This window comes from Bacillus sp. Bvel1, assembly GCF_014872755.1.
GTDB lineage: Bacteria > Bacillota > Bacilli > Bacillales > Bacillaceae > Bacillus > Bacillus velezensis.
Genome location: NZ_JAAOBZ010000008.1, coordinates 618,884 through 637,803 on the forward strand (window position 1 = coordinate 618,884; position 18,920 = coordinate 637,803).

Genomic DNA, 18,920 nt, shown 5'->3' on the forward strand with positions numbered 1-18,920 from the left:
CAGACGGAGGAGAAAACACATGAAAAACATTACATCTTTGAAAATAGCCGCTAAGAAGTTCACTTTAAGAAACATGCTTCAGCTTTATCAGCTTTGCCACACGGGAGGCCACGAGCTGTATATCTACTCTAAAAAAACAATGTGCAAAATCAAAGATATCATTGAGCTGGAAACGTTCAGAATGGCTCATAAAGAACAAGAATATTTAATTGTAGTGGAAGGAAAGAAAGCGGTGCAGCTTGTTGACCGTTTCAAACATATCATCGAACCTGCGCAAAAAGAAGCCCATTAAATACGGACTACATAAAAAAAGGATAGACAGGAGGCTGCCCGGCCCCCGCTCGTCTATCCTTTTTCCATTATTCATGTATCAGCTCGCCGAATTGGGCCTGATGGAGTCTCTGGTATATGCCGCCGGATGCCAGCAGTTCCTTATGATGACCTTGTTCAGCGATGCCTTCTTTCGTGACGACGACGATCCTGTCCGCATCCTTAATCGTAGCCAGCCGATGGGCGATCACAAGCGTCGTGCGTCCTTCAGACAGCTCTTGCAGCGATTTTTGAATGGCGGCTTCCGTTTCTGTATCGAGGGCTGATGTAGCCTCGTCTAAAATTAGGATCGACGGGTTTTTCAAAAACATTCTGGCGATGGAAAGCCGCTGCTTCTGCCCGCCTGACAGCTTCACGCCGCGCTCGCCGATCACCGTGTTTAAACCGTCGGAATACCCGTTTACCAGCTCCTCTAAATGCGCCTGGCGGACGGCCTGCCGGATTTCTTCCTCAGACGCATCGAGCCGCCCGTACGCAATGTTTTCCCGCAATGTGCCGGAAAACAGAAAGACATCCTGCTGGACGACGCCGATTTGTCCGCGCAATGATGACAGCGTCATGTCCTTAATATCAATTCCATCGATGGAAATCACGCCTTCAGACGGATCATAAAAACGCGGCAGCAGACTTGTCAGCGTTGATTTTCCGGCTCCCGAAGGCCCGACGAATGCGACTGTCTCCCCTGCATGAATGGACAAATTGATTCCCGACAGAACCGGGCTGTTTTCTTCGTAACCGAATGACACACCATCATAACGGATATTCCCTTTTAAACCGGACACATGTCTCGCGTTCGGGGCGTCCTTGATATCAGGCTCCGTTTCCATTATTTCTATAAAGCTTTTAAAACCGGCTATGCCTCTCGGATACAGCTCAATAATCGCATTGATTTTATCAATCGGACGGAACAGAACGTTCGTCAGCAGCACAAAAGCGACGAATTCCCCGTAAGATAACGATCCGCGGATCACGAACCATGTCCCGCACAACAGGACGAACAGCGTGACGAATCTTGTCAGCATGTAACTGATCGAGCCGTTTTTCGCCATGATTTTATATGACTTCAGCTTTGTTTTGCGGAAACGCTGATTGTTCACGTCAAACCGCTGCTTTTCAAACGCTTCATTGCTGAAAGCCTGAACAAGACGGATGCCGCCGATATTGTTTTCGACCCTCGCGCTGAAGTCTCCGACGTCTTTGTTCAGTTTTGTAAACGCAGAGGTCATTTTTTTATTAAAATACAAAGCAAGCCAAATGACGACCGGCATAATGATAAAGGTCAACAGCGCGAGCTGCCAGTTAATGAACAGCATCACACCGAACGCGCCCAAAATCGTCATGACCGCGATAAACAGGTCTTCAGGCCCGTGGTGGGCGGTTTCTCCGATATACATCAAATCATTGGTGAGCTTGGACATTAAACTGCCCGTTTTGTTGTTATCGTAAAATTTGAACGAAAGCTTTTGCAGATGGTCAAAAAGCTTTTTCCGCATATCGGTTTCAATGTTAATGCCGAGCATATGGCCCCAATACGTCACAACATACTGAAGCGCCGAGCTGAGGGCGTAGACTCCGAATAAAGCAGCGGAAGTCAAAATAATCAGACGCCAATCCCGCCCCGGGAGCAATGTATCGATAAAGTAATTAACAATCAGAGGAAAACTCAGCTCCATCAATCCGCCGGCGATGGCAGAAAAGAAGTCGAGAAAAAACAGCTTTTTGTACGGTTTATAATAAGAAAAAAATTGTCGCAGCACGTTTCCGTCCTCCTTGTGCCTCGTTCCTAATGATAATATTTCTCAATTATACTATACACAAGGAGTTTTAAAAGCGTTTTTTATAAAACGCCGGAAAATAACCGCGCGAAGGATTCCTTCGTTCTTTCCCATAATGTGCGCTTATAGAAACGCACGGGGCTGATTTTCTCAGACTCTCTCATATCCTCCAGATAATGCGCTTCAAGATCTTTGATCGCCTTTTGATCTGTAAAAAAGACATTGACCTCAAAGTTCAGCTGAAAGCTTCTCATGTCCATGTTCGCCGTCCCGACAGAGGCGAGGTTTCCGTCAGTGATGAGCACCTTTTGATGCATAAAGCCTTTTTGATAGGAATAGACTTCGATTCCTTCGCGAAGAAGCTCGGGGAAATACGATCTCGTCGCGTACTGGGTTAAAAATCCGTCATTGGTTTCCGGCACCATGACTCGCACCCGGACGCCTCTGGCAGCAGCCTCCTTTAGCGCTGTGCGGATCGGCTCATTCGGCACGAAATAAGGCGTCGCGATCCATACAGATGATTCGGCCGCCGCTATCATGGCATAATACAGATCGCTCATCCGCTCCTTCATATCGGGTCCCGTCGGAACGACTTGATAGACGCCGCCGCTTTCTGCAGGGACCGGGCGGCTGTATGCTTTCTGATCAATCAGCACCTCATCCGAAACGTATTCCCAATCAAGCATAAAAATGCTGTGGAGCGTCTGAACGATTTCTCCTTCGACTTTCATATGGGTGTCCCGCCAAAAGCCGACATTTTGGTCTTTGCCGATATACTCCTTGCCGACATTCAGCCCGCCGACAAAACCGGTTTTCCCGTCAACGATGACGATCTTGCGGTGATTTCTGAAATTGAACTTTTGGTTGAAAAAACCGTATTTCAGCGGCAGAAACGGGACGATGTTCACGCCCGCGCGTTTCAGTTTTTTAATGTCTTTTCCGGCCAGCTTCAGGCTGCCGGCCGCGTCGAACAAAAACCGCACTTCCACGCCTTGACGCGCTTTTTCCATCATAATGTCCATCATCTTGTGCCCAAGCATGTCTGATTTGAACATGTAATACTCAATATGTATAAATGATGCTGCCGACCTGATCGCTTCAAACAGCTCCGGAAATGTTTCATCCCCGTTTTTGAGCACCTTCAGCCTGCTTTTTGTATTGATATTCATATGGGACGCCTTGATTGAATATTGAAAGAAACGCTTCTGATTTCCTTTCAGCCCGGACAGATCGGGCGTCTGTTCCATATCAAATATCGTTCTCAGCTTTTCCCGGTTGTATGTCCGTTTCGACCTGAACAGCTTGCCTTTTTCATAAAGCTGGCCGGAAAAAAGGTAAAATAAGTACCCGGCGATCGGAAAAAACACAAGAATATGAATCCATAACAGCGTGTGCTGCGAGGTGCGGTTTTCAAGAATTAACGAATAGATGCTGAACAAAATAATGCTTGCGTAGCAAAGCAACCCTCCGTAAAACTCAAGCCTGGAAACCGGAAAAAACCATATGACATATGCTCCGATAAGCATCATATATAAAAAGCAAAATTCCAGTCTCCTTTTCAGCATCCCGACTCTCTCCCATCTGATCCGATATCTCTGTATACCCTCTGTTTTCCAGCCTGTAAACATATGAAAAATCCTCTCCGCACGAGCGGAAAGGATTATGATGACACTTCCTGTGACTGGCCGGTTGTGATGTTCTGAAGCAATGCCGGATTGAGCGAGCAGCTGCCTTTGATTTTATTTTTGAAGATGCCGATGATCAGACCGGTGACCGCTATCGACACTAAGGAGAAGAGCCCTTTCAGCAATCCGACGGAAAAAATGCCGGCCAGCACGACGCCAAAATCGAAGAGGAAATTAACGGCACCCGGATTCCATCCGCAGCGCTTTTGCAGAAATAAAGCGAGGATATTGGCGCCGCCGAGCGATGCCTGATGATAAAACATGAGCGACAGGCCGAACCCGATCAGCGCCCCGCCGCAAATCGCCCCGGCAAGCGGTGAAACAGAGACCGGCGGCAGCCAGTGATCCGCGCCGGTAAACAGAGTCAGCACAGTGACTGCAAAAACGGTGGATAGAGTGAATTTGATTCCCATTCTGATGAGAGAAAATATATAAAACGGGATATTGATCAGAAAGAAGATAATCGCAAATGAGGAATGAAACAAGTACGACAGGCTTAGTGACAGTCCCGCTGTGCCGCCGGTTAATACATGAGAATGTCTGAGTGTCAGGACGCCGGCGCTTGTCATCAGACAGGCGGCTAAAATGAGGAAAATCCGCTTCATTCTTCACTCTCCTTTTGTTGATATTATTTCCACATAAAACATAACAGGAATCCCCGCCGCCCAGCCATTACCTTGGCAGAAAATATCTTATGTTTTTATTTTTTCACCATAAAAAAATCCCCCTCTTGCAGGGGATTTTTACGTGCGTTTCCGATAGACGACATAGCTGCGGGTCAAATACTTGAGGGGCAGGCTGAACACGTGAACCAATCTTGTAAACGGCCAGAGGATAAAAACGACGTACCCTATGATGATATGAAACTTAAACCATAGCGGGACACTCTCCATCAAAGAAGCGTCAGGCCGGAACAAAACAATTTCCCTGAACCACGGCCCGACTGTTGCCCTGTAATCAAATCCTTTCGAGTCAATGTTGAGAAACGTGGCCGCAACGCCCGACAGCATCATGAACAGCAGCAGAATAAGCGTCAGGATATCCGATGGCGAGCTGGTTTTGCGGATTCTTTTGTCAAACAGCCTTCTGTATGTCAGGATCACTAGTCCGGCACAAGCCGCGATCCCAGCCGGCAGGCCTGCGCCGATCGCCATTTTGTGATACGTATGCTCTGAAATGCCAAGTGCAGTATACACGCCTTCCGGGATCAGAATTCCCATGACATGTCCGCCGACAACGAACAGCAGTCCCCAGTGAAAAAGTGTGCTGCCCGCCGCAAGTTTTTTCTTTTCTAACAGCTCGCTTGATTTCGCCGTCCAGCCAAACTGGTCATGCTGATAGCGGTAAATATGCCCGCCGATAAAGATCGTCAATACCATGTACGGCATAATCCCCCACAGGATCTGCCCGCTCATGCCTGAACAGCCCCTTCTTCAGTGCTTTCACGTACACCGATGCTTTCCAGCGCGGCCTGCAGCACGTGCAGCAGCTCAGCATAGAGGCTGTCATTTTTTTCGAGGCGGGAAGCCAGCTCCCGCACATTGGACAGGTATTTCTCAAACACGCTTCTCGCCGCTTCAATCTCCGCAACCGCGGCGAATTCCAGCATCAGCGGCAGGTAATCAGGCAATTCTTTCTCTGTCGGCAGGAAACCGGATTGCTGGTAGGTGTTTTTTAAATGCAGCAGTTCAATTCCGCGCTCCCTTTGCTCGCCTGAGTTAAAGTAGGTGACGTACATATTCGTTTTTTTCCCGAAGTCGAACGTATACACATAGTGTTCAATCAGCGCTTGCGGAGAAAAGCCGGCTGCCGCCTCTAAAAAGTGCAGCAGTTTCTCACGGATTTGCTGATTGGTGACGTCATGGATAAGAGCCTTCCAATCGGGAAGCCCGGCTCTCCACTCTTCATCCGGATAAGAGAGAAGAATGGAAAGAGCTGCGAACGTCATTTGCCGGTCTGTGGTGTTCATCTTGTTTCACCTCATTTATCAAAAGTTAGAAACAAGAGCCGGGGCCGCCTGAAAATGACAAGCCGCAGCTTCCTTGTTCAGCGTATAAATCAGACACTTCTTCTCGATGGCTGCTTGGGATCACAAAGCGGTCATCATATTTGGCGATCGCAAGCAGCCGATACATGTCTTCAATTTGCTTTTCTGTTAAGCCGACACTGGAGATCAGTGCCGGGTCGATGGATTTATTCGTCTGGACTGCTCTCATATACTGGCGCATGACAGACATTTTCTTTAACGTTGACCGAATATGATCCGTATCACCGGCCGTTAATAACTGGGCCAAATAGTCAATCGGAATTCTCATTTGGTCGATAGCCGGAAAAATATCTTCCGCCGTTTGCCGGCTGCCTTTTCCTTCAAAGAGATTCATAATCGGGCTCAGCGGCGGAATGTACCAAACCATCGGCAGTGTGCGGTACTCAGGATGAAGCGGCAGCGCAATCTTCCAATCGATGATCATTTTGTAGATCGGCGATTGCTGCGCGGCCTCTATCCATTCAGCCGGGATGCCTTGTTCTTTTGCCAGTTTGGCAATCTCAGGATCATTCGGATCAAGAAAAACGTCCAGTTGAGAATGGTAGAGATCCTTTTCATTTTCAATTGAGGCCGCTTCCTCCACTTTGTCCGCGTCGTACAGCATGACGCCGAGATAGCGGATTCTGCCCACACACGTTTCGGAGCAGATGGTCGGCAGCCCCGCCTCCAAGCGCGGAAAGCAGAGTGTGCATTTTTCCGCTTTGTTCGTTTGCCAGTTAAAATAGACTTTTTTATAAGGACAGGATGAGACGCAATATCTCCATGAACGGCATGCGTTTTGATCAACGAGAACGATGCCGTCTTCCTCGCGTTTGTACATGGCGCCGGACGGGCAGGAGGACACGCACGCCGGATTGATGCAGTGCTCACAAATACGCGGCAGATACATCATAAAGACTTCATCGAATTCTGTTTTAATCGATTCCTCCATCTTTTGCACGTTTGGATCTTCAAGACCCGTAATGTGGCCGCCAGCGAGATCATCCTCCCAGTTCGGGCCCCATTCGATATTCATAAAATCGCCCGTCAAGGACGATTTCGGCCGCGCCACCGGCTGGTGATTTTTCTGCGGGCTGTTTGTTAATGTTTCATAATCATAGTTCCAAGGTTCATAGTAATCATCAATCGTCGGCTGGTTCGGGTTATAGAAAAGGCCTGCAAGCCGGTTTGTTTTCGGGCCTGATTTCAGTTCAAGCTTTCCTTTTTTCAACGTCCAGCCGCCTTTATATTTGTCCTGGTCCTCCCATTGCTTCGGGTAGCCGATACCGGGCTTTGTTTCAACATTATTGAAGTACATATATTCCGCACCGGAACGGTTTGTCCACGTGTTTTTGCAGGTGACGCTGCACGTGTGGCAGCCGATGCATTTATCCAAGTTCATGACCATTCCGATCTGCGCTTTAATCTTCAAGCCAATCGACCTCCTTCAGCTTGCGGATGACGACATTCAGATCGCGCTGATTCCCCGTCGGACCGTAATAGTTAAAGCCGTAGCTGAGCTGTGCGTAGCCCCCGATCATCTGGGTCGGCTTGACGTGAATCCTTGTCGGGCTGTTATGGGTGCCTCCGCGGTTATTCGTCAGTTTTGTGCCGGGCACGTTGATGTGGCGGTCCTGGGCATGGTGCATAAACGCCATTCCTTTAGGAATCCGGTGAGACAAAACCGCTCTCGCCACGACAACGCCGTTTCGGTTGAAGCATTCAATCCAATCGTTGTCTTTGATATCCGTGTCCTTTGCGTCATCTTTATTCATCCACACGGTCGGCCCGCCCCGGAACAGCGTCAGCATCGGCAGGGAATCAAAATACATGCTGTGGACGGACCATTTATTATGCGGCGTCAAATAATTAAGAACGATCTCTTTGCCCTCTTGATCAGGCCGCTTGCTTAGGAACGGACGGTGCTGGAGGATCGGTTTAAATGTCGCCATCGTTTCACCGAATTCCATCATCAGTTCATGATCGACATAATAGGATTGTCTGCCGGTCAGTGTCCGCCACGGGATTAATTTTTCCACATTCGTCGTAAACGGCGAGTACCTGCGCCCTCCTTTTTCTGAGCCGGTAAAGGCCGGAGACGTGATGACCGTTTTCGGCTGGGCTGTAATTTGCTCGAACGTAAAGCATTCTTCCTCGCGTTCTTCCGCCAGGTCTTTCAGCTTCAGGTTTGTGATGTTTTCAAGCGATTCCCATGCTTTTACGGCGACCTTTCCATTTGAGGTGGACGACAGGGTTAAAATCGCTTCTGCCGCCTGCTTTGCTTCACTTATATTCGGGCATCCTTTGGCAACGCCGTCTGAATCGGTTTCTCCCAGTCTCTTTTTGAGTGATTCATATTCATCCGCAATCGACCAGCTCATCCCTTTTGTTCCGCTCGGTTTTAAAGCCGTATGAGGGCCGAGCGCGGTCATTTTATGAAAAATGTGTTTGTAATCCCGTTCAACGACTTGGATATTCGGCATCGTTTTTCCCGGAATGGCTTCACATTCGCCCTTGCTCCAGTCATTGATTTTTCCGAACGGCTGGGCCAATTCCTGCACCGTGTCGTGGAGGAGCGGCGTCGCGACTACCTCTTTCACCGGCTCCATATCGACTTCTTCCGCCAGGTCGGAAACGGCTTTTGACAGTGCTTTGAAAATATCCCAGTCTGACCTCGATTCCCACGGCGCCGAGATCGCCGGAGCGAATGGATGAATGAACGGGTGCATATCCGTGCTGCTGAGATCGTGTTTTTCATACCATGTCGCCGCCGGCAGCACGATATCGGAATACAGCGCCGTACCGGCCATTCGAAAGTCGAGATTGATTAACAAGTCGAGCTTGCCTTCCGGCGCCTGCTCCCGCCATTTGATTTCTTCAGGGCGGATGCTGTCGCTGTCGTCATTCATCAAACCGTTCGTCGTCCCCAGCAGATGCTTAAGAAAATATTCATGCCCTTTTCCTGAGCTTGAGATCAGATTTGCCCGCCATACGAAGAGATTCCTTGGGAAATTCACTTCATTGTCCGGGTCTTCAATCGCGAATTTCAGTTTTTTCTCTTGAAGCCGTGAGGCCACGTACGCACCTACGTCTTCAGATGTCGCCGCCCCCGCCTTCTCAGCTTCTTTGTACAGATCAATGCCGTTTTGATTGAATGTCGGGTAGGACGGCAGCCACCCTAATCGCGCCGCCAGCACATTGTAATCGGCGTGATGCTTGTAGCGGGATGAAGAAGCGATCGGTGAAGCCAAGTCACTGATCGGCTGGTCTTCGTAACGCCACTGGTCTGTCGCAAAGTAGAAAAATGAGGTGCCGTTTTGCAGTTTAGGCACGCCTTCCCAGTCCTTTGCGGTTGCGATCGTCTGCCACCCTTCAGCAGGACGGAGCTTTTCCTGACCGACATAATGAGCCCAGCCTCCGCCGTTTACGCCTTGGGCGCCTACCAATAAAACAAGATTTAACACCGCGCGGTAAATCGTGTCGGAGTTGAACCAGTGGTTGATTCCCGCCCCTACGATAATCATCGATCTGCCGTCTGTATCAATCGCATTTTTGGCAAACTCCCTGGCAATCTGTATAACGGCTTCTCTTTTAATTCCCGTGATCTGTTCCTGCCAGGCAGGTGTGAACGGACGGGGATCATCATAAGATGCGGCTGATTGTCCGCCGATGCCCCGGTTCACGCCGTAGTTGGCCAATATCAAGTCAAATACAGTCGTGACACACACCTCTTCGCCGTTCAGTCCCAGTTTTTTAATAGGAAGATTCCGCTCAAGCACTTTGTTTCCGTCATTTGAAAAATACGGAATGCGCACCGTACTGATTTCGTCCTCTATTCCGAGCACGGAGAGACGGGGCTCGATCTGTTCCCCGGTGTCTTCGTCGATCATGTGCAGATTCCATTTCTGCTGCCCGTCCCAGCGGGAGCCCATTGTTCCTTGCGGTATGGCAAACGCACCTGTCTGTTCATTCCAGACCGCCGGCTTCCATTGATCATGCTTTGTCTGCCGTCCGATATCCTTCGCATGCAGAAACCGTCCCGCTGTGTATACGCCATTTTCTTTTGATAAGGTGACGAGGAATGGAAAATCCGTGTATTGCTTCGCGTATTCCATGAAACGTTCCGTCTCTTGATTCACGTAAAATTCCTGCAGAATGACGTGACCCATCGCCATCGCCAGGGCTCCGTCAGTCCCTTGGCGGATACTGAGCCAGTCATCCGCAAACTTTGAGGACTCCGCAAAATCGGGACTGATTGAAATCACCTTGGCGCCTTTATAGCGGGCCTCCGCCAAAAAATGCGCGTCAGGCGTTCTCGTTAGCGGAATGTTGGAGCCCCATGTGATGATATAGCCTGAATTGTACCAATCACTGCTTTCCGGAACGTCCGTCTGGTCGCCCCAAATTTGCGGGGACGCCGGCGGGAGATCCGCATACCAGTCATAAAAACTGAGCATTGGGCCGCCGATTAAAGACATGAATCGCGAACCTGACGCGTGGCTGATCATGGACATAGCTGGAATCGGAGAAAAGCCGACATTCCGGTCAGGCCCGTATTTCATGACTGTATACAGCAGAGAGGCTGAAATCAGCTTCAGCACTTCCGGCCATTCCGCGCGGACAAAGCCGCCTTTCCCTCTTGCCTGTTTATAGGACTTCGCTTTTTCAGGGTTTTCAACGATCGATTTCCAGGCATCCAGCGGATTTTGATGCGTCTGCAATGCTTCCCGCCACAAATTGATCAGCACACCTCGCACATATGGATATTTCACACGGAGCGGGCTGTAGATGTACCATGAAAAACTGGCCCCCCGCGGACAGCCTCTCGGTTCGAAATCAGGCATATCCGGTCCTGTTGATGGATAATTCAAGTTTTGTCCTTCCCACGTGACAATTCCGTTTTTCACATAAATATTCCAGCTGCAAGAACCCGTGCAGTTGACGCCGTGGGTGGAGCGAACGACTTTGTCGTACTGCCATCTGTTTCTGTATACATTCTCCCAATCACGATCTTCGCTTGTCGTTTGGCTATGTTTATTTGAATGATGTTCGATAGGAGAAAAATAGTTTAATCTCCTGAGCAACGGACTCATTTTCTTTTTCTTCATGATCGTTCACTCCTTCCGAGTCAGGTGATGCTATGTACACTATAAACAGAGACGGCGCATCACCTTGTGAACTAAGTCACACACTCTGCTTTTTTCACAAAACGTTCACACAGAGCAGCAGGAAGGATTTTCAAACGATATGAGGACGCCCGCGTCATCAAAAAAACCGGTTCTGTTTAAGAACCGGGTTCGGCATTTTCATCCTGTGATGTATGCAGATACCGCAAAAACAACTGATAGGAACAGAAGACATTTTGCTGAAGCATCGCCAAAAAGTTCATTTGCAGCCGCGGATGGTAAGACATCATTTGCTTAAATATAGAATATGGAATATGGAGTACCAGAATATCCGGTGAGGCATTGACTGAGATAAAAGGCGATAAAGAGAGCCCGCCTTTTTCATCAATCGGAAACACATCGCCTTTTTCCCACAGCGCAACGGTTTGCGACCCTTCAGGGAGCCTGCTGTCCGTAAAACGGATATTGCCTTTTAATACAATATAAACGGATTGTGAATGAAGAAAGGAGGGAGATTGGTCAGATGAGCCGCGGATAAACGTCCCGTTTTTCAGCAAGGTTTCGACAATGGACAGAGGCACTTCATTAAACATAGGAAGTTGTTTCAGAAATAATAAATAGTCACACTGATTCATAGGAAAGCCTCCTGTGCTATTGATAGCTTTAGTGTAGCCCGATTGAGCCTGTACAGCAGTGATATATTTCACAGCTTGTATGATGAATGTCACTTATCGGAAGGATGACTGCACTTATAATGAAATAAAAAGGAGGGTTTCGATGAAAGCGATGATTCCGAAGCAGCACGGCGCATGGGCGATGCTGCTGATTCCATTTTTACTCGGCATGGTCAAGGGAGGCCCGGTTTTCTGGCATATTCCGCTCTTTCTGGGCTGGCTGTTCCTTTACTTGACGGTTTATCCCGTTTCGCTCGCTTTGAAAAAGAAACAGCTTCAGCCTTATCAAAAGTGGATATGGTATTACGGTTTTCCGGCCTGCTGCTTTTTGATCATTTCTGTCTTTCATAAGCCGCAGCTTGTCTGGATCGGCGTTTTTTTATTGCCGCTGTTTCTCATACATACGCATTATGCCCGCCGAAAAAACGAACGGGCGCTCACGAATGATATTGCGGGAGTCTTGTTCTTTTGTTCAGGCGGGCTTGCGAGCTGCTGGCTGGGAACGGGAATCCTTGACGGCTGGGCTTGGTTTCTATTCTTGCAATCCGCTTTATTTTTTGTCGGGAGTTCTTTTTATGTGAAATCGGTCATACGGGAGAGAAAAAACAGAAGGTTTGCTTACTGGTCGTGGGGATATCACCTCTTGCTCCCCTTTTTATCGGCTCTTCTCGGGGCAGGCTGGGCGTTTCTTGCTTTTATCCCAAGCAGTCTGCGGGCCTGGTTTTTTCACGGAAGAGACTGGCCGGTGAAAACGATCGGCATTCTGGAAATCGTAAATGCCGGCTTCTTTTTCGCCGTCATGTGTATATGTATCACAAGCTGAAAAACAAGGACATCGGCTGCCCTTGTTTTTTCAGTCAATATTGCAGATCTCAAGCGGACAATTTTCACACTCGATCTCGCATCGTAAATAGTCCCGCTTATGCAAAATAATTTTTCCGGTTTCGTCTATCGAAATAACCCCTTGTTTGCGGAGGTCTCCCAGCATGCGGTTGACGCTCTCCCTTGCCGCCGCGCAAAACTTAGCCAAATCCTGATTTGTCAGCACAATGTTAATCAGAATCCCGTCGCTTCGTTCCACCCCGTAGCTGTTTGATAAGCGGATAAGGGTGGAATAGAGCGCCCCTTTTTTGCCGTGAAGAAGCAGATCCCTGATCTTAGACTGGATTTTTCGCAGATGGGTGCTCATCCATTTCATAAATTCAAACGTCAAAACACCGTTTTGGATCAATTCCTTTTCCAGCCTGTTTTTATTAATGACGAGCACCTCCCCGTCCTCTAACACTTTCGCACTGAGCATATATCTCGGCTCATCTGTGAATAGCGTCAATTCTCCGACAATATCGTGTTTTTGGCAGATTCTAAGTGTCAGGTCTTTTCCGTCAGATGTCAGCTTGCCGATTTCAATGAGTCCTGATTGAATCAGATAAAGCTCTTCTGCATCCATTCCTTCTTGAAACAAATACGTGTGTTTTTTCATTTTCCTTTTCGTACTGATCGATTCCAGCAATTCATGCAGTTCGCGGGAAAGAAGTTCTTTATCAGATTTTCGGACAGAGAGAATATTCATGAGCTCACCTCGAAGAAAGTCACGTTGCGTATGTATATTGTAACGTGACTTGATTTGCACTCACCCAGAAAAAACTAACAATCTTGTGAATGGATCATTATGAATCAAGGCTATGACTGTTTCTCTCCGTATGTGTTTTCATTCTTTCCTGCCAATACATCCAGATCACAAGGACAAAGCTGGCTAACGCAACCTCTGAAAGCGCCATAAACCCGATCGCGTATTGACCCGTTGCCTGAAATACACTTGCCAGAATCAGCGGAGGGAAAAAACCGCCCAGTCCGCCCATGGCAGACACAATACCGTTGGCAATCCCAGCTTGCTTCGAAAAATAGAAAGGCACCAGTTTAAATACCGTCCCGTTTCCAATCCCTGAGCAGACTGCCACCGTCAGCGATCCGAACGCATAAAGGCCGATCGCCGGGGAGAATGACAGCATGACGCCTGACAGCGTAAGCCCTGCGAAAACGAACATCAGAATGCGGAGCGGGCTCAGTTTATCTGCAAGAAACCCTCCCACAGGCCTGAGCAGCGTAGAGACCGCAATAAAGCCGGCCGTCCGCAGACCGGCGTCCGCAGGGCTCAGCCCAAAATGCTCAACCAAAAAATTCGGAAGATAGATGGTAAAGGCGACAAAGGCGCCGAACGTAATAAAATAAAACAGGCTCAACATCCACAGCACATGATTTCGGTAAACGGCTTTCATTTGTGTCTTTATGGAAACTTTGACTTTCTTCTCATGCCGGTCGCCGAACAAAACGTGCAGTAATGCGAAAACAGCCAGCAAAACAAGATACATCTGCACGGTTGCTTTCCATCCCGCGGCTTGAGCGATAACCGGCGCCGCAAAGGTAGTAACGGCGGTCCCGATGTTTCCGGCACCGTAAATCCCATTGACGACACCGTGCTTTTCTTTTGGATAATATTTCGGGAGGGACGTCACTCCGATGGAGAATACCGCTCCGCCGATCCCTAAGAAAAAGCCGCCCGTGATTAAATCAAATAAAGAATCCGCGATACTGATCCAAAATACGGGAAACAAAAGCAGGATGAAGCTGATCATAAACATCAGCCGCGCGCCATACCTGTTCGTTAAATATCCTAAAGGAATACGGAGAAGCGATCCGAGAATAACGGGAATCGCCGTCACCAATGAAATCTCGCCTTTGCTTAAATGAATATCTGATGTCATTTGAGAAATGAGCGATGAAATCAGCACCCACACCATAAACCCTGCCACTAAGCTTAAAGACTGCAGCGATAATTGAATATGTTGACGATTGATCATTCGGCTTGCCCCTTTCACTGATTCAATATCAGTCTTATCATACAAAAACTCAGTGTGCTGGATTGTGAATTACATCACACGCTTTATATGCAAAAAAAGAACAAAGCCCGAAGACTTTGTCCTTTGATCATCATTACATTTTTTCCGGAGCGGATACGCCGATCAGCTGAAGCGCATTGTTCAGCGTAATTTGCGTCGCCTTCATTAAAGCGAGACGCGCGCGGCTCTTCTCTTTATTTTCCGGATCGATGACTTTCTCCGCATTGTAGAAGCTGTGCAGAGCGGAAGCCAGATCATAAATATAGTTTGTGACACGGTGAGGAATGCGTTTTTCCGCCGCTTCTGCCACTGCTTCAGGGAAGCCGCCGATTGTTTTCAGCAGGTCATATTCTTTTTCTGATTGAATATGGCTGAAATCAAGATCTGCCGCCGGTTTAAGTCCCTGCTCCTCCCCTTGGCGAAGCATGCTGCAAATACGTGCATGTGCGTATTGCGCATAATACACAGGGTTTTCATTAGATGTGGATACGGCAAGATCCAAGTCAAAATCCATATGCGTATCAGCGCTGCGCATCGCGAAGAAATAACGCACGGCATCCAAGCCGACTTCTTCAATCAGGTCGCGCATCGTTACGGCTTTCCCCGTACGTTTGCTCATCTTCATTTTTTCGCCGTTTTTGTATAAATGAACGAGCTGAATGATCTCAACTTCCAATGTGCCTTTCTTGTAACCGAGCGCTTCAATCGCCGCTTTCATACGCGGAATATACCCGTGGTGATCCGCGCCCCATACATTGATGAGCTTGTCGAATCCGCGGTCAAGTTTGTCTTTATGGTATGCGATATCCGGCAGCAGATAAGTGTATGAGCCGTCTTTTTTGATCAGAACACGGTCTTTATCGTCGCCGAACGTTGTGGAGCGGAACCATGTCGCGCCGTCCTCTTCGTATACATGGCCCTTTTCGCGAAGCGCCTCGAGCGCCTGATCAATTTTTCCGTTTTCGTACAGTGACGTTTCAGAATACCATACGTCAAACGGCACGCGGAAATTTTCCAGGTCGGAGCGAAGTTTATCAAGCTCGTACTTTAAGCCGTATTCACGGAAAAACGCCTGACGTTCGCTCTCCTCTTCATGTACGAAACGGTCGCCGAAATCTTCGGCAAGCTTTTTCCCGATGGCGATAATATCCTCGCCGCGGTAACCGTCTTCCGGCATCGGTTTCTCGAGGCCGAGCGCTTCAAAATAACGGACTTCAACGGAAAGCGCCAGGTTGTTAATCTGGTTGCCCGCATCATTAATATAGTATTCACGGCTCACATCATAGCCCGCTTTAGAAAGCACGCTGCACAGCGCGTCACCTACCGCCGCGCCGCGCGCATGGCCTAAGTGAAGATCTCCCGTCGGGTTGGCCGATACGAATTCGACCTGAATCTTTTCGCCTTGTCCGATGTTTGTCTCTCCGTAATGTTCACCCGCTTCAAGCACGGACGGAATCAGTTTTGTTAAGTAGCTGTTGTTCATGTAAAAGTTGATAAAGCCGGGCCCCGCAATATCCATCTTTTCAATGGAAGCTTTGCCTTTATCAAATGACGCCACGATCTCCTCAGCGATTTGGCGCGGCGCTTTTTTTGCGATTCTCGCCAGCTGCATCGCCATGTTTGTGGAATAATCACCGTGTGTTTTGTCTTTCGGCGTTTCTAACAGTACGCTTGGAATCTGGCTTTCTTCCGCCAGGCCCGCTTTCAGAACGGCCGCTTTGATCTCTTCCTTCAGCACGTCCTTCATTTGTTCCGCAATATTCATGCCTTTGTTTCCTCCTTATATTGGATCGTCATGTTATGTACATGTTCTTGGTTTTCGCCTACAGTCATGTTATATGTCAGTTTGACGGAGCCTTCCGAACCGCCGACATCAGATTGAATGTTTTTCGTTTCCGTACGGAGCTCCATTTGTCCGAACGGCAGTTTATATTGAGTGAGTGTCGATGCCCCCGGAATGAACCGCTGTTTCATTTGGATGGCGCCCGATCTCATTACGAGAATCTCTTTTTCTGTGATCTTGACGACCGTTTTAATCTTGCCCAAATCATGCTCTTCGTGATAGGAAAGATACGTTTTGCCGTTTCTCACGTAATAGAACCCACTCGATGTAAATTCAACCGACTCTTCTTCGGAGCCGTTATGAATGAATGATTGCACATGAATGGCTACTGGTGTCTCCTGTCTCATGCTGACACTTCCTTTTCATCATCCCGCTTAACCTGAATAGTATAAGTTTTCAAGGGAAAAAGTTCAACCGCTTCCTCCTATCTTACCATCTTTGCTGATTGGTTTTGAAGATAAACATGATTTTTAAGGAAAATGAAAAAACCGGAAATCCTAGGCTGCGGGATAAATGCGGTTCCTTCGGCGGACGGCTTTGTCAAAGGGGAAAAGTTTGCGGTATTTTTGCGCTATCCTTCCGAATGAAAATGATAAAATATGTCATATACATAACGTGGAAGGGAGGGATTCGGAATAGTGGCGAGTGTTTTATCGTCTTCAGCGGTTGGAGAAAAAATCAACGAATGGTATATGTACATTCGAAGGTTCAGCATCCCGGACGCCGAGTACTTGCGGAGAGAAATCAAAGAAGAGCTTGCAGGCCTGGAAGATGACCAGGATCTTCATCTGTACTATTCTCTCATGGAATTCCGCCACAATCTGATGCTCGAATACCTCGAACCGCTGGAATCGCAGCGGATAGAAGAACAGCCGAGACTATCGGATCTGCTCGCGGATATTGATAAAAAGCAGGCCCGGCTGACCGGACGGCTTGATTATTATTTTAATTTTTTCCGGGGGATGTATGAGCTGGAATGCCGTGAATATCTTTCAGCGATTCAGTTTTTTAAGAAAGCTGAAAGCAAACTGACGTACGTTAAAGATCATATAGAAAAAGCTGAATTTTACTTTAAAATGTCAGAAGTCTATTATTATATGAAACAAACTTATGTATCGATGGATTACGCGCGGCAGGCTTATTTAATTTATAAAGATGAAAAAAAATACAATATTAGATTAACCCAGTGCCATTCTTTATTTGGGGCTAATTATCTTGATGTAAAGCAATACGATCACGCGATTTCCCACTTTCAAAAGGCATATACGATGGCTGAATTGGAGCAGCAGCCGCAATTAATGGGGAGAACACTTTTTAACATCGCTTTATGCCATAATAATCAAAACAATAAAGTCGAGGCTATTCCCCATTTAAAAGAAGCCATAGCTGTTTTTGAAAAAGCTCAAATGAGCCATTCACTTCCGCAGCCCTACTTCTTACTTACGCAGATTTATTTTAAGTTAGAAAATATAGATAATGCGTACGATTATCATAAAAAAGGTATCTCAATATGTAAGGAAATAGATGATATAATTTACGAGGAAAAATTTAAATTTTTGGAATATTTATATATGCCGGATCCAAGAGATACATTAATAAACGATTGTCTGCATTTTCTTGAAAGTAAATTGATGTATGCTGATATTGAGGAATTAGCCCTTGATGTAGCTAAATATTATTACACAAAAGAAGAATATAAAAAAGCTTCTGTCTACTTTTTAAAAGTTGAAGAAGCCAGACAGCAGATCGAAGGAGGAGTGAATTTATATGAAATTGAAGTATAAATTACTTATAGTCTGTTTTGCTGTGAGTACGACATTAGTATCAGCAGGGATAATGAATAGCTTAACTCCTCATTATTATGTTTCTGAACGCGCCATGATTTGAATTTATTATGAAAGATTTCATTTTAGGTTTGCAGGGACAATCCCCTCGAGTGTTTTAATATCTATTACAAAAAACCCGGAACAAAGGCTGCTTCTGCCCTGTTATTCCGGGTTTTCTTCTTTCTATTTCACAAACCCAAGCAGCATTTCACGGATCATCTTGCTTGCCGTGTTTGCGGTTTGTTCTGAGTGGTCATAGACCGGTGCCACTTCTACGAGGTCGGCGCCTTTTACGCTGACCTCTGAGCGCGCGATTTCATGGATGGACGCGAGCAATTCTTTAGACGTGATGCCTCCCGCGTCAACCGTGCCCGTTCCCGGCGCATGAGCGGGGTCGAGAACGTCGATATCGATGGTGACATAAACCGGGCGTCCCGCAAGCTGCGGCAGCACTTTTTTCAACGGCTCAAGCACTTCAAACTTAGAAATGTGCATGCCGTTTTCTTTCGCCCATTCAAATTCTTCCTTCATTCCGGAGCGGATGCCGAATGAAAATACGTTTTGCGGCCCGATGAGCTCGGCCGCTTTGCGGATCGGAGTAGAGTGGGAAAGCGGTTCGCCTTACTTCTTCTAAATTTTTCAACGAAACCCTTATCTGACAGGCTAAAACTTTAATATACGAACTTTCAGATCTGGAAATACTCACAAGTACAACCATATTGCCAAAATCCAGAAGTT

At 47.5% G+C, this 18,920-nt stretch carries 16 protein-coding genes and 1 pseudogene; 4 read left to right on the forward strand and 13 right to left on the reverse strand.

Annotation, left to right across the window (positions count from 1 at the left end):
• Positions 1–19 precede the first annotated feature (19 nt).
• Positions 20–292: a hypothetical protein gene (locus tag HAP68_RS17480; RefSeq protein ID WP_003151087.1), complete on the forward strand. Its 273-nt coding sequence runs from the start codon at positions 20–22 to the stop codon at positions 290–292.
• 67 nt (positions 293–359) lie between these two features.
• On the opposite strand, the gene HAP68_RS17485 is transcribed toward HAP68_RS17480, so the two are convergent.
• From HAP68_RS17485 to HAP68_RS17520, 8 genes are all read right to left on the reverse strand, one after another.
• Positions 360–2,087: an ABC transporter ATP-binding protein gene (locus tag HAP68_RS17485; RefSeq protein ID WP_024085916.1), complete on the reverse strand. Its 1,728-nt coding sequence runs from the start codon at positions 2,085–2,087 to the stop codon at positions 360–362.
• Positions 2,088–2,167: 80 nt separating this feature from the next.
• Positions 2,168–3,670 (reverse strand): cardiolipin synthase, encoded by a 1,503-nt coding sequence (cls, locus tag HAP68_RS17490; protein ID WP_014306012.1) that lies wholly within the window; start codon positions 3,668–3,670, stop codon positions 2,168–2,170.
• 95 nt (positions 3,671–3,765) lie between these two features.
• Complete coding sequence (locus tag HAP68_RS17495; protein ID WP_003151082.1) at positions 3,766–4,395, reverse strand: YitT family protein; 630 nt, start codon at positions 4,393–4,395, stop codon at positions 3,766–3,768.
• 138 nt (positions 4,396–4,533) lie between these two features.
• Positions 4,534–5,205, reverse strand: a complete 672-nt coding sequence (gene narI / locus HAP68_RS17500; RefSeq protein WP_024085917.1) for a respiratory nitrate reductase subunit gamma — start codon at positions 5,203–5,205, stop codon at positions 4,534–4,536.
• A complete protein-coding gene (narJ, locus tag HAP68_RS17505; RefSeq protein ID WP_024085918.1) occupies positions 5,202–5,759 on the reverse strand; it encodes a nitrate reductase molybdenum cofactor assembly chaperone in 558 nt (185 codons plus the stop codon). Before narJ ends, narI begins: the two co-directional genes overlap by 4 nt.
• A 25-nt stretch (positions 5,760–5,784) precedes the next feature.
• Positions 5,785–7,248, reverse strand: a complete 1,464-nt coding sequence (gene narH / locus HAP68_RS17510; RefSeq protein WP_024085919.1) for a nitrate reductase subunit beta — start codon at positions 7,246–7,248, stop codon at positions 5,785–5,787.
• Positions 7,238–10,924 carry a nitrate reductase subunit alpha gene (locus HAP68_RS17515; protein WP_024085920.1) on the reverse strand — a complete coding sequence of 1,229 codons (3,687 nt, stop codon included), beginning with the start codon at positions 10,922–10,924 and terminating at the stop codon, positions 7,238–7,240. The genes narH and HAP68_RS17515 overlap by 11 nt, the downstream gene beginning before the upstream one ends.
• A gap of 176 nt (positions 10,925–11,100) precedes the next feature.
• The gene (locus tag HAP68_RS17520) at positions 11,101–11,577 is read right to left on the reverse strand and encodes a cyclic nucleotide-binding domain-containing protein (RefSeq protein WP_024085921.1); all 477 of its coding nucleotides are present in this window, start codon (positions 11,575–11,577) and stop codon (positions 11,101–11,103) included.
• A gap of 142 nt (positions 11,578–11,719) precedes the next feature.
• Between HAP68_RS17520 and HAP68_RS17525 the strand changes: the two genes are divergently transcribed.
• Positions 11,720–12,439 carry a YwiC-like family protein gene (locus HAP68_RS17525; protein ID WP_017418714.1) on the forward strand — a complete coding sequence of 240 codons (720 nt, stop codon included), beginning with the start codon at positions 11,720–11,722 and terminating at the stop codon, positions 12,437–12,439.
• Between the two features lie 30 nt (positions 12,440–12,469).
• On the opposite strand, the gene HAP68_RS17530 is transcribed toward HAP68_RS17525, so the two are convergent.
• The 4 genes from HAP68_RS17530 to HAP68_RS17545 all read right to left on the reverse strand — a co-directional run bounded on the left by HAP68_RS17530 (position 12,470) and on the right by HAP68_RS17545 (position 16,703).
• Complete coding sequence (locus tag HAP68_RS17530) at positions 12,470–13,186, reverse strand: Crp/Fnr family transcriptional regulator (RefSeq protein ID WP_014306017.1); 717 nt, start codon at positions 13,184–13,186, stop codon at positions 12,470–12,472.
• A gap of 97 nt (positions 13,187–13,283) precedes the next feature.
• A complete protein-coding gene (gene narK / locus HAP68_RS17535; protein ID WP_003151073.1) occupies positions 13,284–14,474 on the reverse strand; it encodes a nitrate transporter NarK in 1,191 nt (396 codons plus the stop codon).
• Between the two features lie 133 nt (positions 14,475–14,607).
• Positions 14,608–16,278 carry an arginine--tRNA ligase gene (gene argS / locus HAP68_RS17540; protein ID WP_003151071.1) on the reverse strand — a complete coding sequence of 557 codons (1,671 nt, stop codon included), beginning with the start codon at positions 16,276–16,278 and terminating at the stop codon, positions 14,608–14,610.
• Positions 16,275–16,703 carry a YwiB family protein gene (locus HAP68_RS17545; RefSeq protein ID WP_003151069.1) on the reverse strand — a complete coding sequence of 143 codons (429 nt, stop codon included), beginning with the start codon at positions 16,701–16,703 and terminating at the stop codon, positions 16,275–16,277. The genes argS and HAP68_RS17545 overlap by 4 nt, the downstream gene beginning before the upstream one ends.
• Before the next feature lie 291 nt (positions 16,704–16,994).
• On the opposite strand from HAP68_RS17545, the gene HAP68_RS17550 reads away from it, so the two are divergent.
• On the forward strand, positions 16,995–18,140 hold the full coding sequence (locus tag HAP68_RS17550) for a Rap family tetratricopeptide repeat protein (protein ID WP_024085922.1): 1,146 nt from the start codon (positions 16,995–16,997) through the stop codon (positions 18,138–18,140).
• Entirely contained in the window at positions 18,124–18,243 is a 120-nt protein-coding gene (locus HAP68_RS17555) for a PhrC/PhrF family phosphatase-inhibitory pheromone (RefSeq protein WP_131242041.1), read from the forward strand. The genes HAP68_RS17550 and HAP68_RS17555 overlap by 17 nt, the downstream gene beginning before the upstream one ends.
• 122 nt (positions 18,244–18,365) lie before the next feature.
• Here the strand turns inward: HAP68_RS17555 and speB are convergent.
• Positions 18,366–18,803: pseudogene (gene speB / locus HAP68_RS17560) on the reverse strand (agmatinase); the annotation flags it as partial.
• Positions 18,804–18,920 lie beyond the last annotated feature (117 nt).